This is a genomic window from Chlorogloeopsis sp. ULAP01, assembly GCF_030381805.1.
Lineage (GTDB): Bacteria > Cyanobacteriota > Cyanobacteriia > Cyanobacteriales > Nostocaceae > Chlorogloeopsis.
Genome location: NZ_JAUDRH010000001.1, coordinates 197,774 through 222,776 on the forward strand (window position 1 = coordinate 197,774; position 25,003 = coordinate 222,776).

At 41.4% G+C, this 25,003-nt stretch carries 24 protein-coding genes and 1 pseudogene; 9 read left to right on the plus strand and 16 right to left on the minus strand.

Features of this window, described 5'->3' with window-relative positions:
* Positions 1–31 precede the first annotated feature (31 nt).
* Positions 32–1,135 (plus strand): TRAP transporter substrate-binding protein, encoded by a 1,104-nt coding sequence (locus tag QUB80_RS00980; protein ID WP_289787631.1) that lies wholly within the window; start codon positions 32–34, stop codon positions 1,133–1,135.
* A 434-nt stretch (positions 1,136–1,569) separates the two neighbouring features.
* Here the strand turns inward: QUB80_RS00980 and QUB80_RS00985 are convergent, their stop codons facing one another.
* The 4 genes from QUB80_RS00985 to QUB80_RS01000 all read right to left on the minus strand — a co-directional run bounded on the left by QUB80_RS00985 (position 1,570) and on the right by QUB80_RS01000 (position 5,714).
* Positions 1,570–1,983, minus strand: a complete 414-nt coding sequence (locus QUB80_RS00985; protein WP_289787632.1) for a MerC domain-containing protein — start codon at positions 1,981–1,983, stop codon at positions 1,570–1,572.
* Between the two features lie 128 nt (positions 1,984–2,111).
* The gene (locus tag QUB80_RS00990; protein WP_289787633.1) at positions 2,112–3,800 is read right to left on the minus strand and encodes an NAD(P)H-quinone oxidoreductase subunit 4; all 1,689 of its coding nucleotides are present in this window, start codon (positions 3,798–3,800) and stop codon (positions 2,112–2,114) included.
* A 202-nt stretch (positions 3,801–4,002) separates the two neighbouring features.
* Complete coding sequence (locus QUB80_RS00995) at positions 4,003–4,518, minus strand: hypothetical protein (RefSeq protein ID WP_289787634.1); 516 nt, start codon at positions 4,516–4,518, stop codon at positions 4,003–4,005.
* 482 nt (positions 4,519–5,000) lie between these two features.
* On the minus strand, positions 5,001–5,714 hold the full coding sequence (locus QUB80_RS01000) for a LuxR C-terminal-related transcriptional regulator (RefSeq protein ID WP_289787635.1): 714 nt from the start codon (positions 5,712–5,714) through the stop codon (positions 5,001–5,003).
* A gap of 88 nt (positions 5,715–5,802) precedes the next feature.
* Between QUB80_RS01000 and QUB80_RS01005 the strand changes: the two genes are divergently transcribed.
* Complete coding sequence (locus tag QUB80_RS01005; RefSeq protein WP_289787636.1) at positions 5,803–6,510, plus strand: DJ-1/PfpI family protein; 708 nt, start codon at positions 5,803–5,805, stop codon at positions 6,508–6,510.
* Here the strand turns inward: QUB80_RS01005 and QUB80_RS01010 are convergent.
* The 3 genes from QUB80_RS01010 to QUB80_RS01020 form a co-directional block, all read right to left on the minus strand.
* The gene (locus QUB80_RS01010) at positions 6,507–7,844 is read right to left on the minus strand and encodes a TRAP transporter large permease (RefSeq protein WP_289787637.1); all 1,338 of its coding nucleotides are present in this window, start codon (positions 7,842–7,844) and stop codon (positions 6,507–6,509) included. The two genes, QUB80_RS01005 and QUB80_RS01010, sit on opposite strands and share 4 nt — an antisense overlap.
* Positions 7,834–8,382 carry a TRAP transporter small permease subunit gene (locus tag QUB80_RS01015; protein ID WP_289787638.1) on the minus strand — a complete coding sequence of 183 codons (549 nt, stop codon included), beginning with the start codon at positions 8,380–8,382 and terminating at the stop codon, positions 7,834–7,836. Before QUB80_RS01015 ends, QUB80_RS01010 begins: the two co-directional genes overlap by 11 nt.
* A gap of 74 nt (positions 8,383–8,456) precedes the next feature.
* Positions 8,457–8,855, minus strand: a complete 399-nt coding sequence (locus QUB80_RS01020; RefSeq protein ID WP_289787639.1) for a nuclear transport factor 2 family protein — start codon at positions 8,853–8,855, stop codon at positions 8,457–8,459.
* A 192-nt stretch (positions 8,856–9,047) separates the two neighbouring features.
* Between QUB80_RS01020 and QUB80_RS01025 the strand changes: the two genes are divergently transcribed.
* Positions 9,048–11,126 (plus strand): potassium channel family protein, encoded by a 2,079-nt coding sequence (locus QUB80_RS01025; RefSeq protein ID WP_289787640.1) that lies wholly within the window; start codon positions 9,048–9,050, stop codon positions 11,124–11,126.
* 154 nt (positions 11,127–11,280) lie between these two features.
* Here the strand turns inward: QUB80_RS01025 and QUB80_RS01030 are convergent, their stop codons facing one another.
* On the minus strand, positions 11,281–12,504 hold the full coding sequence (locus tag QUB80_RS01030) for a flavin monoamine oxidase family protein (RefSeq protein ID WP_289787641.1): 1,224 nt from the start codon (positions 12,502–12,504) through the stop codon (positions 11,281–11,283).
* 120 nt (positions 12,505–12,624) lie between these two features.
* The gene (locus QUB80_RS01035; RefSeq protein ID WP_289787642.1) at positions 12,625–12,759 is read right to left on the minus strand and encodes a hypothetical protein; all 135 of its coding nucleotides are present in this window, start codon (positions 12,757–12,759) and stop codon (positions 12,625–12,627) included.
* Between QUB80_RS01035 and QUB80_RS01040 the strand changes: the two genes are divergently transcribed.
* Positions 12,719–12,970 (plus strand): Uma2 family endonuclease, encoded by a 252-nt coding sequence (locus QUB80_RS01040; protein WP_289788114.1) that lies wholly within the window; start codon positions 12,719–12,721, stop codon positions 12,968–12,970. The two genes, QUB80_RS01035 and QUB80_RS01040, sit on opposite strands and share 41 nt — an antisense overlap.
* A gap of 90 nt (positions 12,971–13,060) precedes the next feature.
* Here QUB80_RS01040 and QUB80_RS01045 read toward each other — a convergent pair whose 3' ends face one another.
* Entirely contained in the window at positions 13,061–13,243 is a 183-nt protein-coding gene (locus QUB80_RS01045; protein ID WP_289787643.1) for a DUF4278 domain-containing protein, read from the minus strand.
* A gap of 199 nt (positions 13,244–13,442) precedes the next feature.
* On the opposite strand from QUB80_RS01045, the gene QUB80_RS01050 reads away from it, so the two are divergent.
* Positions 13,443–13,877: a pentapeptide repeat-containing protein gene (locus tag QUB80_RS01050; protein ID WP_289787644.1), complete on the plus strand. Its 435-nt coding sequence runs from the start codon at positions 13,443–13,445 to the stop codon at positions 13,875–13,877.
* Positions 13,878–14,006: 129 nt separating this feature from the next.
* On the opposite strand, the gene QUB80_RS01055 is transcribed toward QUB80_RS01050, so the two are convergent.
* From QUB80_RS01055 to rsmA, 3 genes are read right to left on the minus strand one after another with little or no spacing between them, the layout of a single operon-like run.
* The gene (locus tag QUB80_RS01055) at positions 14,007–14,327 is read right to left on the minus strand and encodes a DUF3082 domain-containing protein (RefSeq protein ID WP_289787645.1); all 321 of its coding nucleotides are present in this window, start codon (positions 14,325–14,327) and stop codon (positions 14,007–14,009) included.
* A 25-nt stretch (positions 14,328–14,352) separates the two neighbouring features.
* Complete coding sequence (gene ispE / locus QUB80_RS01060) at positions 14,353–15,306, minus strand: 4-(cytidine 5'-diphospho)-2-C-methyl-D-erythritol kinase (protein WP_289787646.1); 954 nt, start codon at positions 15,304–15,306, stop codon at positions 14,353–14,355.
* 22 nt (positions 15,307–15,328) lie between these two features.
* A complete protein-coding gene (rsmA, locus tag QUB80_RS01065) occupies positions 15,329–16,162 on the minus strand; it encodes a 16S rRNA (adenine(1518)-N(6)/adenine(1519)-N(6))-dimethyltransferase RsmA (protein WP_289787647.1) in 834 nt (277 codons plus the stop codon).
* 449 nt (positions 16,163–16,611) lie between these two features.
* Between rsmA and QUB80_RS01070 the strand changes: the two are divergent.
* Positions 16,612–16,969: pseudogene (locus QUB80_RS01070) on the plus strand (protein kinase domain-containing protein); the annotation flags it as partial.
* Positions 16,970–17,377: 408 nt separating this feature from the next.
* Positions 17,378–17,560: a hypothetical protein gene (locus tag QUB80_RS01075; protein WP_289787648.1), complete on the plus strand. Its 183-nt coding sequence runs from the start codon at positions 17,378–17,380 to the stop codon at positions 17,558–17,560.
* Between the two features lie 368 nt (positions 17,561–17,928).
* Here the strand turns inward: QUB80_RS01075 and QUB80_RS01080 are convergent, their stop codons facing one another.
* The gene (locus QUB80_RS01080; protein ID WP_289787649.1) at positions 17,929–19,398 is read right to left on the minus strand and encodes an integrase; all 1,470 of its coding nucleotides are present in this window, start codon (positions 19,396–19,398) and stop codon (positions 17,929–17,931) included.
* 190 nt (positions 19,399–19,588) lie between these two features.
* Here QUB80_RS01080 and QUB80_RS01085 point away from each other — a divergent pair, with 190 nt between their 5' ends.
* Positions 19,589–20,260 carry a GerMN domain-containing protein gene (locus QUB80_RS01085; protein WP_289787650.1) on the plus strand — a complete coding sequence of 224 codons (672 nt, stop codon included), beginning with the start codon at positions 19,589–19,591 and terminating at the stop codon, positions 20,258–20,260.
* Between the two features lie 172 nt (positions 20,261–20,432).
* Here the strand turns inward: QUB80_RS01085 and QUB80_RS01090 are convergent, their stop codons facing one another.
* Together QUB80_RS01090 and QUB80_RS01095 are read right to left on the minus strand one after the other, a co-directional pair.
* The gene (locus QUB80_RS01090; protein ID WP_289787651.1) at positions 20,433–20,699 is read right to left on the minus strand and encodes a CopG family transcriptional regulator; all 267 of its coding nucleotides are present in this window, start codon (positions 20,697–20,699) and stop codon (positions 20,433–20,435) included.
* Positions 20,696–21,286, minus strand: coding sequence for a ParA family protein (locus tag QUB80_RS01095; RefSeq protein WP_289787652.1), 591 nt, complete (start codon positions 21,284–21,286; stop codon positions 20,696–20,698). Before QUB80_RS01095 ends, QUB80_RS01090 begins: the two co-directional genes overlap by 4 nt.
* A gap of 393 nt (positions 21,287–21,679) precedes the next feature.
* Between QUB80_RS01095 and QUB80_RS01100 the strand changes: the two genes are divergently transcribed.
* Entirely contained in the window at positions 21,680–24,880 is a 3,201-nt protein-coding gene (locus tag QUB80_RS01100; protein WP_502875266.1) for a WGR domain-containing protein, read from the plus strand.
* Positions 24,881–25,003: the final 123 nt, after the last annotated feature.

A 25,003-nucleotide genomic window follows, 5' to 3' on the forward strand; every position in this document is an offset into this window, starting at 1 on the left:
GAATTGACTATATTTTAATTTACAAAACTTTATGAAACGTAGACAAGTTATTCAAAATACTGCGATCGCTACAGTCACTACTGCTACCCTAGCATCTTGTAGCAGACCTGGTAAATCTCCTGGTGTGACAACTGGGCTGCCAAATGTCCGGTGGCGGATGGCGACAAGTTGGCCGAAATCTCTAGGTACTTTTATTGGTGCGGAAACTGTATCCCAACGGGTAAAGGAAATGACTAATGGACGTTTCCGAATTACACCCTTTGCTGCGGGCGAATTAGTGCCGGGATTGCAAGTATTAGATGCCGTGCAAGGGGGAACAGTGGAATGCGGACACACATCCAGCTATTATTACATCGGTAAAAGTCTGGCATTAGCTTTTGCTACATCCGTACCCTTCGGTTTAAATGTCCAACAGCAAAATGCGTGGCTTTATCACGGTGGTGGCTTAGAAGCTATACAGAAAATTTATACCAGCTTTAATGTCATTAACTTTCCTGCGGGTAGTACTGGGGCGCAGATGGGGGGATGGTTTAAAAGAGAAATTAAGTCTGTTGCGGATCTCAAGGGATTAAAAATGCGGATTCCTGGATTGGGAGGACAAGTTATGTCTCGCTTGGGAGTGAATGTGCAAGTTTTACCAGGGGGCGAAATTTTCTTGGCATTGGATCGGGGTGCTATTGATGCGGCTGAGTGGGTTGGCCCTTATGATGATGAAAAGCTGGGTTTGAATAAAGCTGCGCAGTTCTATTATTATCCCGGTTGGTGGGAACCCGGCCCCACCTTAGATGTATTAGTTAATTTGAATGCCTGGAACCGCTTACCCAAAGAATATCAAGAAGTATTGAAAGCGGCAACTTATGAAGCTAACGTCAATATGCTCACTCAGTACGATGCCTTGAATGGGCAGGTACTTTCAAAGTTGGTTGCTGGTGGTACAAAGTTAGTTCCCTACAGCCAAGATATTCTGCAAGCGGCTGAGAAAATCTCTTTTGAGATATTTGCAGAAAATGCCAGTAAAGATGCGAATTTTAAACAAGTTTACGAACAGTGGAAAGGTTTTAGAGAGCAGATTTATAACTGGAATCGAGTCAATGAATTGAGCTTTGCTAATTTTGTGACATCTAGTCAAAGATAATGAAAAATTGCTCATTGCTTGTTGTTTTAGTTTCTATCCCGCAAACGGGATTGATATCAAATCTGTTGGCATCGAAATAATATATTCAGGACTTACGCAAAAACTCTCTAAAACTCTTATTTCTTTGTGCTCTTTGTGTTCTTTGTGGTTCGTTTTTCATTACTGCTACCTAATGCCTAATATTTTTTAACGCAGAGGAACGCAAAGGTGAGCACGGAGGAACGCAGAGCTTTTGGACTCATATATTGAGTAATTTCGATGTAAGCGGAAACGATTTCATTTATTTAAAAGGCAAATATTCCGCTTTTACATAAAACTGGAAGATAGTTTCAATCCCGCGAACGGGTTTCATTTATTTGAAAGTCGAAGAGTAGCCGGAGGAAATTTTGCATTTAATTCGTAATTAGGTTTGAGCGATCACTTCTCCATATCAATCAGCTGTGGTTTTTGTTAGAATCTGCACTTATTCTTGCGGCATAGCCTATAGTTACGAATATGCCCAAATGCCAAAGCATTGCTCCTGAAACTGTAGCCAAGCGTTCACCTTCTTCACCTACGACTTCATGCCCAACAATTGCGGTTGCCATTAAAAGCCCCAAGCCCAAGATGCCAAAGGCGAGTACTATTCTATCTTTGTGACGACGGCACCCCTGCGTCAGAGCCAATGCACTGATGGGAAAGACAAACCAGAGCAGAAAACGGTGAAAGCTTTCGTTACCAAGAGAAGTCGTAGCTAGTGCGGGAAGCAAAACGATGAAAACAGGTAGGAATAAACAATGGATTGCGCAGGCGGTAGAAAGTGCGATCGCAGTCCTATCCATCAACATCTGCATTCTTCCGCTATGCACAAGTTCTACTCCTTATTCTTTGATCATTTTGTGACTTACTCTTGTTAAATACTCGTTACCAGGTTCAACCTGGTAACGAGAAATAAAGCCTCTGGCTCTTGCAATCGGGGTGCAAGACATCAAAAATCTTACTTCAAATTTGCTAAAACAGGAGTTACCTCAGCCTTTGCAATTTCAGGAATCAACACTCCATGAGCATAGACACCAGGATGCTCTTGCGAAATGATGGTGTATGATTGACGGACTTGAGCGTTTACCGCAACTGTCTTGACATCGTACATCTGCATTGCCATCTTAGGATATAATCCAATACCGATAATTATTACCAAGAAGCAGGCAGCGATAAACACTTCGCGTGGGCTGGCATCTCTATATATTGCCTCATTAGGCAAAACACAATCTGTGCCAAAACAAACCGCTTCTTCAGCCTCCTGATTCTGCAAACCTACGTCTGTAAGGCTGCATTTTAGTTCTGCACCAGTGCCATAAAATACTTGTCGCAGCATGGACAGTAAATAAATCGGTGTGAGGATCACTCCTACGGCTGCAAGGAAAACTGTTACAGTGCAGAAGGTTGAACTGTAGATATCACTGGTTGTCACACCAAGAAAAACCGAGAGTTCGCCAGCAAAGCCGCTCATCCCAGGGAGAGCCAAGGAAGCCATTGAACCAATGGTGAACAGGGCAAATACTTTGGGCATGGCTTGTCCGATACCACCCATACTTTCCATCGCCATCGTGTGGGTGCGGTCATAAGTTACCCCTGCTAAGAAGAATAGCACCGATGCAATTAAGCCGTGGGAAATCATCTGTAACATCGCACCGTTGATTCCCAAATCAGTAAACGACGCTATACCAAGCAATACAAACCCCATGTGGGAAATCGATGAATACGCTAGGCGGCGCTTCATGTTTGATTGGGCAAAGGAGTTCAACGCGCCATAGATAATGTTAACAATGCCCAGAATTGCTAAAACAGGTGCGAAGTAAATATGTGCATCGCTAAGAAGCTCAAGGTTTAGGCGTATTAATCCGTAACCACCCATTTTCAGAAGCACGCCTGCCAAAATCATTGACACCGGAGCCGATGCTTCACCGTGGGCATCAGGCAACCAGGTATGCATGGGAAACACAGCCAGTTTGACGCCAAATGCAATCAACAATCCCGCATAAAGCAGCAGTTCCAGAGCAAGTGGGTACTCCTTCATGCCCAGACTTACTATATCAAAGGTCATGGTGCCGCCACCGTAGAGCGCCATAGCCAGTGCCGCTACTAAAATAAATATAGAAGCCGCTGCTGTGTATAGTAAAAATTTTGTTGCCGCATAGCGACGCTTCTGCCCACCCCAAATACAAACGAGTAGGTAGACAGGAATCAGTTCGACTTCCCACATGATGAAAAACAGCAGCAAGTCTTTGGCAACGAATACCCCTATCTGTGCGGCATAAAGCACGAGCATCAGAAAGTAAAATAGGCGAGGTCTACGATCAACTTGCCATGCCGAAAACATCGAGAGTGTCGTCACAAATCCTGCTAGGAGCACAAGCGGAACTGACAGCCCATCGACTGATAATGCCCAGTTTAGACCTAACTGAGGTAGCCAGGCATAATTTTCCACGAGTTGAAAACTAGCACTGCTCGGATCGTAATGCTTCCAAAAGGCATAGCACATCAAGACAAAGTCTGCGATACCTACACCCAAGGCATACCACCGCACGCGCTTACCATTTTTATCAGGCAGCACAGGGATGAGCAGTGAAGCAACTAATGGAAGTAGGACAATCGCGGTAAGCCAGGGGAATTGCTCCGCTATCATGTCAATGAGAAAAAATACTTACTTTTGTTAATAGAATCATTCTACTAGAGTTTGTAAAGAGTTGTGAATAAATATTTACTTCGTTAGGTATAGATAAATTTCTACTTACGATGGGCGATCGCTACTTTTCGCAAAAGAACCCAAAACAGAAAGTCAATGCTGCCGATGACAACATTGACTTTTAGCTTTTTTTGGAAGTTTCTTACTCCCTGATTGGCACCCTGAGCATGAGCGCACCTACCCAATCCGATGTCGGGCCAGTTGGGAAATTGGCGTGGCAGAGCGCACACTCCGCTCTAAAATTGCTGAGGGGGATCGAGCGTCGATAGTACCACTGATTGTCTACGCGCTGGACGGATGTGTATGCCTCCCCCGCCAATGCCAGTGCGTGTGCTTGACGCTCGAAGTTGTCGCGGGGGCGATCGCTTTCCTGGAGTGGGTTAAGGGTGCCGACTAGCCGCATATCCCTGTTTTTATCGTTAAATATCAGCGAGATAGACTGTTTACCCTGCTCCACATTATCTGGTGTAGTTTCGTCGAACTCCTGTGTGAGTGCTGCAAACAAGGTGTTGAGCATCAAATCGCTCGTCTGTTGGGCAAACTCTATATTTTGACTGGGGGGTGGATTGTTAGAGCCACGGGCGATTGCTGTGAAACTGAAACCGATGATAAATACTATGACAAGAATCCCATAGCTGACTAGCTTTCTCAGACGCATTCTTTATATCCTTTGTCTTTGTGTTGTTCCTTACTTAGCCACTCCGCATCATGGATAAAACTTTTACCCAGACGATTCTCACTCAGCCTTCGCCAGCGTATAAGTTACTACTACCTTTCATTTCACGGCAGCTTCAATAATCCATAGCAAACCGCGATAAAAGGAATAAATATTAATATCCTGGTGAAAAAGGCTTATATTCCCTTGTTAAGTTCAAATTAGAGGCTTAATATCCAGAATCGTATCAATTACTTATGTAAAATACAACTACTTTATATGTCTATTTAAATACTATTAATCAAGTTATTACCGGGTTATTACGAGGTAAAGTTATACCATTTTGGATTTTGGATTGAAAATTGCCTTCTATGTCTAGGTTTAGGAGATATATTTGTGGCAATCATTTTTTAAATTGGTGTTAGTTTGTATAGATTCTTAAATATTGGCAGCAGAGCTTCTGATGGGAAAATTATCCGCTAACATCAGCAAATCAATTGCAATTTTGCCACCATCTCTGCTCGTGCAGTGACATTGAGCTTCCGAAATATTTTTTTCAATGTCTGCTTAACTGTGTTTTGACTAATCCAAAGTTCAGATGCGATTTCTGCATTAGTTAAACCATTTGCTACTAAGGAGGCAATCTGCAACTCGCGTGGAGTTAAGCAAGTCACTTTTTGCGATCGCCTGAATTCTTGTTCTGTTCTCAAAAATGCTAGTTGGGCAGAAATATGAGCACAAAGCCCACTCAAATGCATTAAATCCACTGTATTAAAGGCTGGTGTTCCACTAGTTCGGGCAAAATGTACTGTACCAATTAGTTTTCCTTGCCCAACAATCGGCCCTGTCATAATATGTTCATGGTCATATTTTTTACCACAACCACTTTGATATAGTTGGCTGTGCTTCCAATCTGCTTCGGTAAAAATAATTTGCTCGTGAGCAGGTGCATGATTTTCGCTCACATACTGCATGATCGGATCGATTGCTGCACCAATACTTTGGTAGTAATCGATAAAGCTATCTGGTAAGCCTTTAATATCAATGGTAGTGCGTTGTCCTTGGCTGTCATGCAAATAAATACTCCAGTGTTGGCAAGCAAATAACTCTCCTGCTGCATCCATATAATGTAGGCGTAGTTGGAGTTCATCGCGAGCGATCGCTATCTTGTGAATTAATGCACGAAAGCTTTCAGACATGGCGAAAAAGTACTCAACTGGGTAATTTGCAGTTCAGGTAGTTAGCTTTAGGATAACTGTGTTAACCACAACATTTGCAATTACCTGTATGAATCATCAGCACCAACACACTATTGGTTTAGTAATTTACCCAGATATGACCCAATTAGATATTACAGGGCCACACCAAGTCTTTTCTTCAATTCCTAATACCCGTGTTTTATTATTGTGGAAGTCCCTTGAACCTGTGGTGAGCAATGGCGGTTTAACAATTTTACCCACCACCACTTTTGCTGAATGTCCTCAACTTGATGTGTTATGTGTACCGGGTGGAGTTTTTGGTACCGTCCAAATCATGGAAGATGAAGAAGTATTGGCATTTTTGCAGGCACATGGGAAGACAGCTAAGTATGTTACTGCCGTTTGTACAGGCTCCTTAATTTTGGCAGCAGCCGGATTGTTACAAGGGTATCGAGCAGCTTCTCATTGGGCATTTCGAGAGCAACTAGAGCTAATGGGGGTACAAGTCAGTACAGAAAGAGTAGTTGTAGATGGCAACCGAATTACTGGTGGGGGCATAACAGCAGGAATTGATTTTGCCCTGACAATCGCAGGAATACTTTGTGGTAAGGAGATTGGTAAATTCATTGAATTGATGCTGGAGTATAATCCTTCACCTCCATTCGGGGTAGGCTCACCAGAAAAAGCGGGTGTTGAACTGGTACAAACTGTAAAACAAGTTGGAGCCTCATTGATAAACGCATCCGATGCAGCCAGTAAACGAGTGGCTTCTAGGTTATCTTTGGCGAACTCTTAGCGTGCCAAAGAAGGCAACAAACCAACAATCCCCGGAAAAGCAATAATTAGCACTAGCACCAATAACTGAAGCAGAACAAACGGTACGGCACCGCGATAAATATCAGTTGTAGTAACTTCTTTAGGTACGACACCCCGCAAATAGAACAAAGCAAAACCAAAGGGAGGTGTGAGGAAAGAAGTTTGCAGATTTGCTCCCAAAACTACACCAAACCAAACCAAGTCGATGCCTAACTTTTGGGCAACTGGCACAAATAAAGGCACAACAATGAAGGCAATCTCAAAAAAGTCGATAAAAAAGCCAAGAATAAATACTACTGCCATGCTGACAATCAAAAAGCCGATTGTGCCGCCAGGAAGATTGGCAAGCACATCGAACATAAATTGATCGCCATTTAATCCCCGAAAGACTAAACTGAAGGCTGTGGAACCAAGCAAGATAAAAACCACCATGCTGGTAATACGCAGGGTAGAATCGCAAACTTGACGCAACGATTCTAAAGTTAGTTGACGGTAAACAGCAGCTAATGCGATCGCTCCTGCACAACCCACCGCACCTGCTTCTGTTGGCGTCGCAAAACCAAAAAAGATACTACCCAACACCAGCAAAATCAATACTAAAGGTGGCAGCATTACCTGAATTACTCGCCCTCCTAAGGCTTTACCACCAATATCTCGCACTTGCGCAGGTAAAGCAGGTGCTACCTCTGGCTTCAAAAACGCTACAACTAAGACATGAATTGCATAGGCACTCGCCATCATCAAACCGGGAATCACCGAACCGATAAACAAATCGCCTACCGATACACCCAACTGATCCCCCAGTACCACCAACACCACACTCGGTGGAATAATTTGTCCCAATGTTCCTGATGCGGCAATGACGCCAGTGGCTAATTGTTTGTTGTAACCATAGCGCAACATAATTGGCAGAGAAATCAAACCCATCGCTACCACTGTTGCCGCTACTACACCCGTAGTCGCTGCCAAAAGCGCCCCTACCAATACTACAGCGAGCGCCAGCCCACCACGCAAGCGCCCTAACAAAATCCCCATCGTTTCTAATAAGCGTTCTGCAATCCCAGACTTTTCGAGCATTGCACCCATAAAGATAAAGTAAGGGATAGCAAGTAGGGTGTAGTTTGCCATGATGCCAAAAATGCGTTGGGGCATGGCAGTGAGAAATAGGGGATCGAATACATCTAGTGCAATACCAATGGCAGCAAATAAAATCGCCACTCCACCTAGCGAAAAGGCGACTGGATAACCTAATGACAGGAGTACTAAAGCACCCACAAACATTGTAGGGCCAAGCCATTCATAATCAAATGTCATGGCGTTCCTCCTGGGATTCGAGTTTGCCTGCAAGAATCGCTAAGTTTTTGATAGCCTCAGAAATTCCTTGAAAAATTAGCAACACAAAACCGACAATAATCATTGCTTTAATTGGATAGCGTGGCAATCCACCAGGATCGGGCGATGCTTCCCAAATTCGCCATGAAGCAACAATGGCATCCCAAGAAAAAACAATTACCATAATGCAGAAAGGTATCAGAAAAAATACTGTACCTACAAAGTCTGCTAATGCTTTGCGCTTGTGCTGCCAATTACTATAAAAAACATCAACTCGGACGTGTTCGTTGTGTTTGAGTGCATAAGCTGCTCCCAGCAAGAACACCAAATCAAAAATATACCATTGTGCTTCTATGTAAGCGTTAGAAGTTAGGCTGCTGCCGCTAAAACGTCCCAACCATCGTCCGATCACATTCCACACGCCGAGTATTACCATTACTAGCACCAACCAACTGGTATATCGACCGATGCGTTCATTACAGGTGTCAATAATTCTTGATATTTTTAATAGTTTTTCCAATGCACTTATTACCTCTTGAACTGTCGTAAATGTAGTTTACGACAGTTCAAGAGTAGAGGTTGTTGGATGTGTCATCAATTAGATTTGCCGTCGCTACCAAAATACTCCCGATATGCACATATTTTATCTCCACGCACATCAAAGGAAACCGCAACCCGATTTTTGTAAGGTTGCCCGAATAAAAGTCCTTCGTCTCGAAATTCAAATACAACTGTTGTTTCACTACTAGTAATACGGTCTAAGGATGTCAGTTGTAAACCTGAACTAAAAGTTTGAGTAACGTATTGAAAAAATTCTTGTGCTCTTTCTTTGCCCACATTCAATCCGTGAAATTTTCCCATTGGAAACCAAAAGCTGAAGTCTTCAGTGAGTATGTCTAAAAATTGGTTCCATTCACCTGTTTCCATACCATGCCTGAAATGTTCAAAGGCTTGCTGGGCAACTTTTAAAGTATGTTCTGAATTTTGTACCATTGCCACCCATCCTCAAGCGAACTTAACATTTTTTACCTATTCTGTTTGATTTTTAAATTTGCTTTCCCAAAGCGATCGCACTCGACGCATTACTTATCTAAGCTTGTTATGTTCTAAAAACTATACCAAAAAGTATAATCGTAACATATGCAGCAACTATGCAAAAAACATATATTATATGTGGTATAAGATGTGTCATTTTCAGAAAATACCTATCAATCTATTAACAGTACTCAAACAAAACTAGATCGGTTTTTAGTTTGTGGATTGGGAAGTTTAGGTCAGCATTGTGTTGTAGTCCTCAAAGAGTATGGTGCGACTGTTAGCGCAATTGATCTAGTACAACCAAAGAACTGGGATGTATCAAATTTAGAGAATTTATTAGAGGATTTATTGATTGGAGACTGCCGCCAGGCAAGTATTTTAGAACAGGCGCATATTCGTCAATGTCGAACTGTGCTTTTGGTGACAAGTGATGAGCGAGTCAATATAGAAGCTGCCTTTGCAGCACGACTTTTAAATCCTCAGGCTCGCTTGGTTGTACGCTCTGAAAAACAAAATTTAAATCAACTTTTAAGTGAAAATCTTGGTAATTTTATTGCCTTTGAGCCAAATCAACTGACTGCTTCTGCTTTTGCTTTTGCAGCTCTTGGTGATGAGAATCTTGGATATTTTAACCTTGCGGGGCGCAAGCTGAGAGTGGCAAAGTATCAAATTCAACCTAATGATCTCTGGTGTAATAAATGGCAGGTACATCAACTAAACACTTCTTTTCGGCGGATTTTAAATCACGCTAGTAATTCATCTGAACTGCCCAATCATTTTTATGAGTGGGAGCCAGAGACAGTGTTGCGTTCAGGAGATACTATCGTTTATATCGAAATTGCAGATCTGTTTCCCTTGGCACAGCAAGCGGCAACGAAAACAAAGCCAGAAGCACAACAGTTATGGCAGAAAATTTTCTTGGCTATGTCATGGAATAATCTCAAACAAAAGCTGATGCAAGTTTGGCAATCAGGCGATCGCGATCGCACTGTACGAGTTGCAATTATCTGTAGTATTACAGTCATCTTTCTGTCTTTTTGGGGAACAATTCTCTATCGCTGGCATTATCCCGGCATCAATATCGCAGAGGCTTTTTACGCTACAGCAGTCTTACTGTTGGGAGGATATGGTGATGTTTTCGGAGGTGTTGAATTTGAGCAACAAATGCCAGGATGGTTGCGGTTATTTAGCTTGGGGCTAACATTGGCAGGTACGGCTTTTGTGGGGGTGTTGTATGCACTGTTAACTGATAAGCTTCTGAGTTCAAGATTTCAATTTTTCTTTACTAGCCCGCGTTTGTTGATCCCTCAGCAAGATCATGTGGTGCTGATTGGATTAAATCGAGTCGGGCGGCAAGTTGCGACACTCCTACAGGAACTCAAGCAACCCATAGTTGGAATTACTAGTACAGCCGTTGAACCAAATTTTTCACTTCAATTACCAGTAATTGTTGATAACTTTACCAACGCTTTAGCTACTGCAAATATTACTGATGCTAAAAGTGTTGTTGTTATTACTGAAGATGAAATGGAGAATCTAGAAATTGGTTTGATGGCTCACTCTCAGGCTGCCAACAGTGGCTTGGTGATTCGCACCTACAATCGCCAATTTAGTGATAAGGTAGCGCAGTTGTTTTCTTATGCACAAGTGTTGTGTACTTCTGCTTTATCGGCAGAAGTTTTTGCTGCTGCCGCCTTTGGAGAAAATGTTCTTGGCTTATTTCACTTGAATAATCAAACGATTCAGGTGGTAGAGTATATGGTTGAGGATGGCGATACACTGAATGGATTGATGTTATACGATATCGCCTATGGTTACGGCGCTGTACCAATTCTTTACCAAAAGACATCAAAATCACCTGCGAAGTTAATGCCTGCTTACGAAACACGGCTTGCTGTTGGCGATCGCATGATTGTTCTGGCAACTAGTAATAGTCTGCAACGAATTGAACGAGGTGAATTATCTCCTCGAAATTGGTACGTACAGGTTGAGAAAGCTTTAACTAGCGATGCTATTTTTGATGGTGCCAATGAAATCAGCATTATTTCCGGGTGTAGTATCGGCACTGCTAGGGATTTGATGAGAAACTTGCCTGGGCGACTACCGCAACCATTATATAGACAGCAAGCCCAGCGTTTAGTATTTAAGCTCAATAAATTAAGAGCGATCGCGTACTTGTTACCTGTTGATAGCAGTACAGAAAATTCAAGTCACCCAAGTTGTTAATTAATTGAATTTGGACGAACTGAAAGTCTTTTGTCTTATCCTTCTGAATAGATACAGTTGAACTGAGGTGTCATACCATTTAATGTTCAACACGATACCCATAAATTTTGTAGAGACGCGAATGCATTTGTGTCATAATTTTTATGAAATGGTATCACTTTTTCATCAAGGGAACGGAAGAGCCAGCAAAGTGAATTTCTTGAGCAGCGTTGAGTCCAGATTCTAATGCTCCTTGAAGCCAGCCTCTCGTCTTGGAAGTATGCTCTCCAGCGAAGTAAATCTGTCCTTGTGACTTCCCTAATTCTGAAAATAGTTTCTTCTCCTGTTCATCTGTCGGATAAGCCCAGCCTCCTTTTGCCCAGACATCTTTTGTCCATGAATAAAAGTGCGATTGAACAGAGTAATTAGTTACCCCAGGCAGAATCTTCTCCCAATGCTGGAGTAATTTTGTCTGTTGAGCTTTGCCTTTAAAAGCATCCATCTCAAGAGCTTTTTCTCCTTTTAAATAAGCATGAAGAATACCTGTTTTTTCGGGACTATCCCAAGTAGTATGCCAGAGTTCTTCATCGTCGAAAAATCCCCATCCATTTAAGTTATCCTTTTCCCAGAACCGATTAGGGAATTGAACAAAGCAACGGGTTGCTGCTCGATAGTTATATCCTCCTGCCGCCGCCTGTTTTTTTGCCGGAGATAAGTCAGGTGAAAAAGCAATCTGATTTAAAACGGTTAACGGGACAGTACACAACACACAATCAGCAAGATATCGTTGCCCTGATAAGCACGACACTTCAACACCATTAGATGTTTGTACAATCCGAGTCACAGAATCATCAAGTTTAATTTTTTCTGTCAATGCTTGGGCGAATGCTTGGGGAAGTAGATCACATCCATCCGTCAGTTTTTGAATCTCTTGGGTACGGATTTGTGGTTGATTCTGAAATAGTTCTTTCGCTGCGACTAATAGACGTTTTCCGCCCTTCATCGTGAGATATTTCCCAGCTGCTGGTGCAAACGGTGAAAGTCTTAAACCAAAATGTTTGATGTAACCAAGGGTTAAATGATGATTTGGTGGGATTCTAGCCGCTCCAAGTTCTACTAAATCTTTGCCTTGAAAGGCTCCCCGCAGGGTTAACACTCTACCGCCGATATGTTTCCTTGCTTCTAAAATGGTGACATCATGACCAACTGCTGTTAATTCATACGCTGCCACTAAACCGGAAATACCCGCACCGACAATGAGTACTTTTCGACGCGGCAATCCTTTGGGTAAAGCGCCGGGGGAAGTTGGTTTTTGGGCTTGTACTCGATCATAGGCTACAGTTGCGCCGACGGCGAGAGTACTCAGCCATAAAAACTGACGACGATTCAGGTTGAACATAGAGGTGGATTAGTGATTGGGGAAGGATAGCAGGTTGAGTTACTTCTCAAGCTTTTGTTGCCAAGGGTTTTAGTTCTGCCTCATGTTTGATTGATGATAGAGATCATATTGTTAAAAAACTTACACGAAGCTAAGTAAAAGCGATCGCACTCTGAGTGAATGGGAAGCATTTTCTAATCGAGAAGCTGTCATTGAACTCGACGAAACTCCCCCCATACTAGTAGTAGAAGTCGTCAGCGAATCTACAGAAACCACAGATTACCGCAGCAAACGTTCTGAATATGCTGTTCTCGAAATTCTGGAATACTGGATTGTTGATCCTATTCAAGAGATAGTAACGGTATGCACTCTAGTAGAAGGGTTTTATGATGCTGTTGCATTCCGAGGACAAGAATCTATCATCTCTTCCACTTTCCCACAGTTGGATTTGACTGCCGAACAAGTTTTGGCAGCACGACGGAACTGAACTTTTTATTATGACTGAAGCACTCTATGATAATTTTCTGCGTGAGGCGAATGTAGAAACCTACTCCTAGTTTTTGAAGAGCCAGATAGTTTAGATTTTCGAGTAACTAGCTCCACGAAATTTCAGAGTTACTCCTACTGAAGAACTTGCTGAGTGGACTGGGCGAGAAATGTGATAATTTACTCCACGAAACTTGCCGTTAATCTCTGTTTGGACTATTTCAATATTTTGAGAATTAGCTTCATAAGATAAACCGCGATAATTCAGTTTCATGATTTAAAACTCCTGGTAGTTTTTTTTGAAGTTGGTTAATTACCTGAAGTTAAAATCAAATTTACACCAAAAGTTTTCGCAAGCTCTTTACATAACTTTACAACCCTTTGGAGATTAATGTTAAAGGTAGAGTCGAAGAGCGATCGCCAGAAATTGAGTGATTATCTTTATATGTGTTGGTTAATGTTCAGGTGTGTAAATGAGGATAACTGTTGAGGAGTTGTTGCAGAGATATGCTGCTGGGGAGAGAGATTTCACTGGGATTCAAATTGATGGTGTTGAAATGTCTGAAGTTAATTTGAGTGGAATCGATCTGAGTGATTCCGACTTGGGGGAAATTTACATGGAAGATATTAACTTCACCGGAGCTAATTTCCGTAGCAGTCGTATTGGTCAGGCTGGTTTAATCCGGTGTATCCTCAGAGATGCTGACTTGAGTGCTGCTAACTTGGGTTTTGCCCATTTGTCTGGTGCTGATTTGACTAATGCCAAGCTGGTTAATGCCTATCTCTCTGGTGCCGACATGGTTGAGACTAACTTAACTGGAGCTGACTTGGAAGGTGCTGACATGAAGCGAAGCATCTTTTGTAATACCATTATGCCAGACGGTAGCATTCGCACCGATAACATCTAAAAAAGGAGAAGAAGTCTCGGCTCAATACATATGTCTGTTCGTCGTGCCTTACTTCTCTTCCTCAAAGGAGCTTCAAATTAGGTTAATACTTTTTACTTCTCTATGGTTATATAACCATAGAGATATGAACTATGATTGACGTTTAGAAAGTTGCTGAAATAGAAGTTGAATACCTAAAGCGAGCAAACCAACAGCAACTATTCCAAAAACTCCAGATGCCAAAGCAGTTATGCCTACAACTAAGGTACGAACAGCAGAGGCGATATTCAATACGATGGGATTATCAGAATGAATTGGTTTATTGGCAAATGTTGTAGCGATCGCAATCATGAGGGAGTATGCTGCAAATGCCAATCCTCCTGACATCACAGCTCCGATGACACAGCGTAAGGGAGTTACTTGAGCTTGCGTTTGAGTATCTGTTTGTTGTGTTGCATTGGGTTCACTCATAAAATTTGAGATTAATTAATAATGTTTAAACGGATGATGCTACTTTAATGCCGTGTGTAACTAGCTGAGTCACGAACAATTCCAAATCTTCATCAGGTATTGCTGTTGTGACATTTAATTTAACTTTTTCTGCCTGCTCTTTAGATTCGCATATTGCAAACACACTTGGCCCAGAACCAGACATCATTGTTCCCAAAACACCTTCTTGTTTAGCAAATGTCTCTCGTAGTTCCAACACCTGGGGGTAAGCTGGCAATACGACTTTCTCCAAATCATTGTGCAGCTTTGACGCGATTTCTGTTGCATCCTTGTGCAGAATAGCTTTCACCATTGCTCCGGAATGCACTGCCGAAGCACGAGCAGCCAAATCTTCTGTATCTTTTATATACGAATTGCCGAAAGAGGCACGATAAGTTTTGTATGCCCAAGCCGTGGAAACTTCGAGACTGCGATATTTCGCCAATACTACATATATGTTATCCAAGCTAGGTAGAGGAGAAAGTTGCTCACCTCTGCCTGTAGCAATAGCAGTTCCACCAGCAATGCAAAATGGGACATCAGAACCCAAAGTTGCTCCCAATTCTTCTAATTCCGACTGAGTCAATCCCAACTTCCACAGCAAGTCTATCCCCACCAAAACTGCTGCTGCATTTGTCGAACCACCTGCCAACCCAGCAGCCACAGGAATGTGTTTGGCGATCGCAATATCTACACCACCATATTTGGCGTAGGCATCAGGAAATTCTGTCGCCATCAATTCTGCGGCGCGGTATGCTAAATTGCTTTTATTTGTCGGTACTTGGGGATGGTTGCAACGAACGCGAATGGATTCTGTACCCCCTACTTGTACATTAATCTGATCGGCAAGCCCGATACTTTGGAGTATCATTGCTAACTCATGAAAGCCATCGGGGCGATCGCCAATAATTTCTAAATATAAGTTGATTTTAGCAGGGGCGATGAGACTGTAGGAACGCATAAAAGTTATCAGTTATCAGTTATCAGTTATCAGTTATCAGTTTTTTCGCTGTTAACTGATTACTTAAAGCAACCCATTGCGTGACACTGAGATCTTCAGCGCGAGCTTGGGGATTTATTTCTAATTGTTCCAGTAATTGAGTCAAGCGATCGCGTTCTACTAGTGATTGCAAATTATTTCGTAGCATTTTCCGCTTGGCTGCAAACCCCAATTTCACCAAAGTCTCTAATTTTTGCGGCTCCTGGGCAGTTGGTTCTATCTTGCGGGGTATTAGTCGCACCACTGCTGAATCTACTTTCGGCGGTGGGTAAAAAGCTCCTGCTGGCACTATGCTAATTAACTCACACTCTGCCAAATATTGTACCCGCACTGATAAAGCGCCAAAGGCTCTTGAACTTGGTTTTGCTACTAATCTTTCTGCTACTTCTTTTTGTATTAATAAAACGATTAATTCATAAGGTTCTGGATTAGGTTTAGCAATTGTACCCAAAAGTTTTTCGATTATCGGCCCAGTGATATTGTAAGGAATATTAGCAACAACTTTCTTAGGATTTTGGAAAGCTGAATTCCCTTCTAATAGAGATGGTAAATCTAACTCAAGAAAATCTCCTTGTAAAAGCAAAAAATTTTCTGCCTTTCTAAATTCTTTGACTAAGTGTTCGCACAAATTGCGGTCAATTTCTACTGCCACTAAAGATTCTACCAAAGGTAATAAACGACGAGTCAGAATCCCCGTACCTGGGCCGATTTCCAGAATGCGTTCACCCTCTTTTAATTCAGCGGCTCTTAAAATCTCAGTGAGAGCCTTTTCACTTTTGAGCCAATGTTGAGCAAAGACCCTGCGCGGTCGTATCATCTATGCCTGTCTCCCAGTATTGTTTTCATCTTTCTCCCAAAAATCCATTTCTTACTTTTTTCTTACTTTTGTCTGCCCATTTTTAGCATATTTTGCCCATTTTCCTATTGACAGGATAAATTTTGCATGATATTGATTATGCTTGCTGTTTGGCTCGCAGAGCTAATCCAGAAAATGGGACTGGCTCAGTTAAACTTTAAATATTGTCTATGAAAATAGGAATTAATTAAAAATTTAGACATTACATTTCAAGATTTACTTGGCACAGCATTTCATGAATTCGTAGCAAATTCTCTATCAAAAACTCCGCGTTCCTCAGCGCTAACTCTGCGCCCCTCTGCGTTTAAAAACACTATGTTTTAATTACAAAATCTTGTACCTGGTTAAACTTAAAGCCAAAGGACTCTTTAAAGATATTTATTGGAATTGTTGTTCCTATCTAGAATACAGTTGTTCACCGACAGAACATTATTCATCGGGATATCAAGCCGCAAAATATTATACGCTGCCGTCAGGATGGGAAGATTATATTAATTGATTTTGGTGCAGTTAAGGAAATTAAAGGCTTGACTATGAACCAGGGTCAAGTAACTTCCACAGTTATGATTGGTACTCCTGGTTATATGCCTAATGAACAAGCTAATGGTAAGCCAAGATTATTTAGTGATGTATATGCCGTGGGGATGCTGGGTATTCAAGCCATACCATAACAGGAATACCACCCCAGCAACTACCAGAAGACCCAAAAACAGGCGAAGTAATTGGCGGAACTGGGCTAATGTGAGTGAACAGTATCAAGCAATTATGGGTAGTAATCCTTCCCTTTTTAAAGGCGAAAAACGACCTGTAGAATTTTGCAAAAGCTTCGCTTTTGGCTGTATAAAATTAGTCAAAAATTTTATCTGCTCATACAAGATGTTATGTATAAGCGTGTTTTTTCATAACTCCTCACATTTTAAAGTTAAGTAAATATCCGATTAATATTGTTGATAAAAATACTAGTAGTTAGTCTTTTGCTCAATACCTTTGGTTTTTGTATAACAGTCTGATTGTTTAGTTTTTGATAGTTTTGTTGCAGCTTACAAATAGAATGTTGCCTTATTCTAAAAACAAGGGCGTAGGGAGCATCTTGCTTAACTCAGGCGAGGTGTAAATGCATGGTACAAGCAAAAATCAAGCATAATTTATAACCTCAAAGGAACTGACTTGAGACAGATGAAGCAACTTATTTATCAGTTAACCCCAACCGAATCTACAACACAACAAGTGCCAACACTCAAATCCAGATTGTTAGCAATTCTGATAGCCGGAGGAATGGAAGCAGTGAGAGCAACATTGAGTCACCCGCTTGTTGATATAGCTGTTGAGATGATGAAAAAGTTGTTGGAAATGAAATAAAATTGCTTCTTGTGGTTTAGTAATTTAGTAGCCGTCATCAACTGCGTACCCAGAACGGATGAAAAACTTTCTTCCTTCTGCCTCCTGCCTTTAAGCAAAGAAGCGATCGCTCCAAAATATACAAATGTACTATAAATTACCAAGTCGGGTAGGGTGCGTTAGGCTAGCGTTAACGTACCCTAAACTTTATGTTTAATTATCAGACAGCTAGATTTAGCAATAGTCTGGGAGTGAATTACCCCTTCGCTTATGCTTAGTAAAGCGTCTCACAAATTTGGTAGTGAATTCTCTATAGAAAAACTCTGCAATGCGATTTTGGACTGAAATTCAATCTAAAATCTAAAATTCCTAACCCCTAGCCCCTATTTTCAACTCAGCAATTCACCCAATTGATGCTGAATTAATATCCTCTTTAAAGTCTCATTCTCTGCTTTTAAAGCCAGATTTTCTGCTTCTAATTCTCTAATTCTTTCCTTCAGCGCTTCTTTAGTTGTACCTTGTCTGTGAATAACAACTTCTTTGTATATTTCTAAATTAGTATCTTCATTCATCCACCTTTGATAAGATTTGGTATGCTCTTGTACTGTATGTCCCATATAATCTGCCATTGTCTTAATCGGGACTTGTAAACGATGACCGCGAATAGCATAAGCATGACGTAAATCATAAGGTCTAAAACCTATACCACTGGTTCTAAACTTGATGTAAAGTTTCGCTGTTTTATTACTCAATTTTCCACCATTAAAAGGAAGTTTGATATTTTTCAAATCAAATAATTCTACCCAATGAGGATATAGTGGTGGAATACCACAATTGCGTTCACCAGTCTTAGTACCTGCCGTTAAACTGGGATTAAGAGTAACTAAATGAAAAGTATTAGTTGGGTTAGTAAAAGCTTCTAAATCTACAGCAAATAGTTCATGAGGTCTTAAACCATAAGTTGCTAACATTCCATATGCCCACTGCCATTGTTTGGGTAAGGTAATATTCTCCTTACTAGCATATGGTGATAATGGTACTCCAATTTTGTTAAAACCTTGAATAATTTCGTCATCGCTAGGAATTTTCCGAATTGTAGGATTGGGTAGGGGAGTTGCGTAAGAATTAATAATTTTAATGCCATCAAATCCACAAAAATCACAAAACTTCTTGAGTTGCCAAGCCAAATAAAATCGAGATGGTGTATTTGGCTTAGTTTTTTGCAGTGCAATTTCTAGGCTTTCTTGTGACAGGGGACAATCTTGTGGAAGCTTTTTTAAATGCCTAATGTAATGGCTTTCCCAAGTCCGAATTCCTTGTCTGTTTTGTTCGTGAGTTTTCCAAAATTCCTGCTCGTATTCTTGAATTAATTCACTGATGAGTTTTACATTTTTCCCTTCATTTAGTGGTGCTAGTTTTTGTGCTTGCTTACCCAAAAGTTCTGGTGTCCACTTAAATTGTTTAGTAATTAACAATAAATCTAATTCTCGTGCTTTAGCGATCGCTGCTTTCACACCAATATCATTGGCAACAAAACCTAATGACAGAGTGTACTGTTTATGAGGGCTACCATTTTTACCTACATCACCAGCTTTACAGGGAAAAGAGCCTTGCAAACCAATAGACTTAGCACTAGTAAGCTTCAGTTTTATTTTTACCCTATCTAAACTTAAAGCAGTGTTAGCTTGCCCAACAGTGTGCTTAATTCTCAAATACTCACGCTCCATCTTTACAAACTCATCTGTGGCGGCATATTTAGGTTTCCACTGCCTCCATTTCGATGGTTCCCATTTATCGATTGGAACACCATCCCATTCGGCTTTGCGAGGATCGTAGCTACTGGATTGGTTGCCAGACATAGCAATTTTAATTATTTCTTAATTGAATGGTGTAGCCTCAACTGACTCTGATTTTAAAGTGTAAGTCCTATATTGGTTGTAAGGATGGGTAAAGCTCTTTCAAACTAGAGATTTTGCCAGCTTTCTAGCAAATTTATGCTGATTTGTTAATGACAAGAGCGAATTTCATAATACCAGGGGGCGAAAAATTATGAACAAAATTATCAACACCAGCACAAAGTATATTTTCCCTATTATGCTAGTGGCAATATTTGCCAGTCTCAGTAGTTGTAATTCTAGTCCTAACTCTAGTAATGTTGACAGTCAAGCTGCCAACACTACAACATTACCAACACCAAACAGTGAGACTCCTACAGCTGTTACACCATCTCCCATCCCTACAGCATCCATATCACCCACACCATCCCAAACCCCAACCACAGCTAATCTCAACACGCAATCGAGCAATAAGCCGCCCTTGCCTGAAGAAACCCCTACTCAAAACAAAACTTCTTCTCAGAGCGCTGCTGCCACTAAAAGGGTAGATGTGACTTTATACACGAGTGATGCTCAATGCCAAGATCTGATTCCGCAAAAAATAGAAGTATCCGCAGCAGAACCTGTTACAGGTACAGTGGGTAAAATCTTAGAACAACGGGATAGTGCAGACTTTAGATTATCTGGATATGATGTTAACATCAGAAATGGTGTTGCCACAGTAGATTTACGAGTATCCTCCAAGTCCCAACGGCAGATAGCTTCTCTATCTAGTTGCGAGCAGTTTGCTCTGTTTGGTAGTCTCCGCAAAACTCTCACTAGTAATTCTCAATGGGGAATTAAAGAAGTTCGCTTTACTGAAAAAGGCGAGGAAATTGTGCTTTAAGAAAAAGGCAGAAGGCAGAGAGAAGTTGGAGCGGAGGCTTCCTCCGATCCAAACTTCGGAGGGGCAGAAGGCAGAAGGGTTAAACATTTTCTATGTTCCTATTCCCCGTTTCCCGAACCCTGCTCCCTTGCCTCCACCCGTAACTTTAATTTTGCCTAACCTACTAACTTTCCTACTTGCCGCTCTGAGAATTGAGCCACTGCTCAAGCAACTCTATCAAGATGTCGCTCATTTGTCGCTCTTGAGAAGCTGCTGCTGCCTTAAGCTGACGATGCAATTGCTTGGGCAGATAAACAGTTGTACGGGTATAATCTGGATCGGTACTTTTAGTCGTGCGAGAACTATTTTCAGCGCTTGGCTGAGGCTGATCCCTTTGTTGACGACTGCGGGCAGCATCAATTAACTCGTCGAAACGGCTACCTTTTTTCTTGCTACTCATGGTAATATCTCCTCTCCAACCTCGGCATAACATCGCCATGCAATACGTGCGTAAGGATCTTTCACTGCATTGACTGGCACCCCTTCTAAAGCTGCCCGTTGAAATACAGCCAGTCGTCGAATTTTAGACTTAAATACAGGCAGTTGTGCCCCTTCTAAGGCTGTTTTAGCATCTTCCCCAGCTTTGTTGGGATTGGGAGGAATAATAGTCAGCAAAATTCGATAATTTGTCTTCAGTTTCTGGAGCACATCAACCATTTGCAGCGTTGCAGCTAAAGCGATCGCATCAGGAGTTGTGGGTATAACAAGTAAGTCACACCCCTTAGCAATGGTTTTTAACTCATCCGCATCAGGTCTAGCTGGGGTATCAATTACTATATGCTCGTACAATCTCGCTAAATTCACCCCCTGCTTTTCATCTGCCACCTTAAACGGTAATCTACCTCGATTTGACCAGTCTAAAGCACTGCGGTTTAAATCTCCGTCTACTAATAGGGTGTCAGCTTTACTTTGAAGATATGTAGCTAGGTGTAACGCAGTTGTAGACTTGCCCACCCCGCCTTTAAAAGCCGCTACTGTGATAATCATTTTTCGTAATAGCAAATCTAATGCCAAGATTCTACTGCAAGTGTATAGATGTTTAAATGCTTAGACATATTTCATATGTTTAAACATCTAAATGTTTTAATTAATAAACCACTAAAGCAACTAGTAGTATTAGTAGTATTCAATTATTTAAACATTTAAAAATTTGAATGTTTAAAAATTCAGATGCTTAGTTTTACAAGCAAAAAAACTATATAGCTAAATACATATATAAAATGATAAGAATACATCTATTTACTTAAATAACCATTTTTGAATTAAATTTTTTTGAAATTTTTGATTAAGTACCCAAACAAAATTAAGCTGTTCGCCTAACCACATCTGGCAACTCGCGGTAAATCAAGCCACAATAGAGAGTCATGACTGCGTGGTGGGATGGGTGCCATGAAACTAGAGAAAAGAACTACGCTGCATTTTCAGGAAGGAAGTTCTGACAAAGTTTATGAAGTAGATTTGTGCCAGGTAAGTGAAGGGCGTTATGTAGTAAATTTTCGCTATGGGCGTCGTGGGAGTAAATTAAAAGAAGGAACAAAAACTACTCAGGCAGTACCTTTACAAGAAGCGCAGCGAGTATTTAACAAGCTGGTAGAGGAGAAAACAAAAAAGGGATATCGTGATGTTGCCAACACAAAGGGTAGTGTAACGCCAGTCGATAAACCTGTTGAGGAGAAAACTGTTTTAGATGAGAATCCAAGAAAACAAGCAATTCTCAAGCGCCTTGCTAACAATCAACCCAGCACATGGAAATTAGAACGAGCGATTTGGCGGGCGGGAGAACTTAAAATTACTGAAGCCACACCTTTGCTATTAAAACTGATCGGCACTGGTGAACCTTTAAGAGATTACTGCATTGCCTGGGCATTAGGTTGGTGTGGGGGTACAGGTGCCATTCCCGCACTCATCAAACTATATCAAAATGCTTCCAGTCCAGAATTTATAAGTCGTATTGCCTTTGAAGCACTCCTCAAGCTTTCAGATGCAGAAACAAAAGCTGCTTTGCAAGCAGAGATCATAGAGTTTTTGCCGCCAGAATTGCAAAGACTGGCGCGAAATGGTTCCACAGAAGGGTTTAAAGTAGAACTTCGCACCTATCTTGAACGCAGCAACTACAAAGGTTTTGCGGTTTTAGACAAAATTTATCAAATTGATAATCAGTATGTGCGCCCAGCACTAATTGATATTTTATGCAAAGCACCTTTCAAACCCAACTACTTCCAGCGCCTGCGTCACATTTTCAAGATGGCTGAATATCGCCATGATAGCGAAGTATTTGGTATTCTTGCCTATCGCTTGGAGACAGAGAGGGCAATGTTTAGCAGTGAAAGCTACACTGTGAGGCTTACAGATGGTAGACACCTAAGCAATAGTTGCTGGTGCTACGACCCTAACACAGGACGCTATGAATACGGAACCACCGATAGTCAAATTCAGGAAGAATTGAAGCGTTCTAAATCACAAATTGCATACAGTAGCAACACTCGTGAATATTTGCTCCGACGAGTGTGGCGTACCTTGAAACAATTAGGTGAAGAGGGAGATGCTGAGTATGTAAAAATGGCCGTGGGAATTCTGCTTCAGTATTCTGATGCGGATGCAGAAAAAGTTTGGAAGTCAACTTTCTATCGCTGGGAACGTTCCAACTGGACTCGTGTTGAGTTTAAACGAAATTGGGATGCATATGCTGGTTATTTAACTTTTAACCATATCCTCTACGAAAACAGTCCCCGTTATGAGTTAAAGTACAATTCCAAAGCATGGCGGTGTCGAGAAGGTTATAAACCAGGCGATCCAGAACCACCAACACGAGAAGAGGCGTTTCCCGAACTTTGGGAACAACATCCAGAAGCACTGCTGCAACTGCTATTAGAAAGCGATTGTCAACCCGTTCCTTGTTTTGCTGTCAAAGCCTTACGAGCGTGTCACCGCTTTTGTGCTTCTATTAATATAGATGCGATTATTAAACTGGTTAACAAACCTTACGAAGTTACAGCGCAATTTGGTTTTGAACTAGCGCTACTTAACTACAATCCCGCCTCACCAAACAAAGAATTAATTCTTGCTTTAATTAATTGTCTATCTGAACGTGCTCGTACTCAAGCTTGTCAATGGATAGAGCAACAACGCGAGTTCTTTTTAGAAGACAGCAACTTCATCACTGCTTTAGTTGTCAGCCAACAAAGCGATACTCGCAGCTTTGCACGCAGACTGTTGGGAGCGTCAATTTTAAGCGACAGCACATCTAAAATACTCATTGGGCGCATCATTGCCGAATTGATCGCATTTACACCAGAAGTCTCCCCAGAGTTAGCAAAAGAAATTTCCGAAACACTAGTGGTATGCTTTCCACTTCAGTTACGAAATTTAAGCTTGAGCGTAGTCAATGACCTTTTAGCACATCCCATCTTGGAAATTCAAGAATTAGGCGCTCGTATTCTCCTCAATCACGCAACAACTGCCGAAAACTTGCCACCACAGATAATCGAATCCCTTCTGGCATCATCTCACGAATCCTTGCGAGTTCTAGGTATCAGACTGTTTGGTCAATTGCCTGATGAGAAACTAATAGGAGAAGAGAGTGATTTGATTTTGGCAATGGCGGTGAATGCAGTTGAAGATATCCGCAATGCCATCAAACCAATTATTTGTCGATTAGGAGCATCTTACCCAGCTTTTACCGTTCAGATAGCATCTGATTTGATTGAAATTCTGCTCACACCAGAAAAACACGAAGGAGTTCACAGCTATTTGGTGCGTTTGCTACGAGAAGACTTGCAGGGATGGATGCCAAGCATCAACAAAGAAACTACTTTAAACTTACTCCAGGTACAATCCTCGGCTGTACAAGAATTAGGTGGTTTGTTGCTGGGTGCAAATTACCAAAATTGGCTGTCAGAATTTACTACTTACGAAATCGTTAAACTTGCCAGTCACGAAATTTTATCAGTGCGAGAAGCTGCACGGCAGATGTTTGGACAAATTTTAAATCGCTTGCGTACAGATCCACAAGAGATGTTAGTGGCAGTGCGGATGTTAGAGGCAAAGTGGGAAGATTCACGAGAATTTGCCTTTAAGATATTGACAACAGAGTTCAGCGATCGCGAATTCACCCCAGAAGTTTTAGTCAGTATTTGTGATAGCGTTCGAGAAGAAGCACGAAGACTTGGGCGTGATTTATTAACTCGTAACTTCCAAGCAGCAGATGGAGAAGAATATCTGTTGAAATTTAGCGAACATCCATCAGCAGATATGCAGTTATTTACCACTAATTATTTAGAAAATTATGCTGTAGATAATCCAGAACGCTTGCGGGAGTTGACACCATTTTTCATCAGTGTATTATCTCGCGTCAATCGTGGTAGCGTTGCCAAAAAGAGGATTTTTGCTTTTTTAGAAATGGAGGCACAAAAAAGCGAAGCAGCTGCAAAAGTTGTGGCAGAAATTATGATTCGACAGTCGGCAACAATGGCTATTGGAGATAAAGCAACGGCGATACAAATTATGTTGAAGATTCACAAAAATTATCCGCAATTGAATTTACCGATTCAGGTGAAACCAGTTGTGGATGTTAGAAATTAGTTTTCATATCACTGTAAATGAAAAAACTCTGTCTAGCTCTAAAAATATTCAGTTTGATGAACTATGGTCACGCTGATTGAAGCCTTTGAGTTTATACCAATCTCCTTTGAGGATGCAATTAAT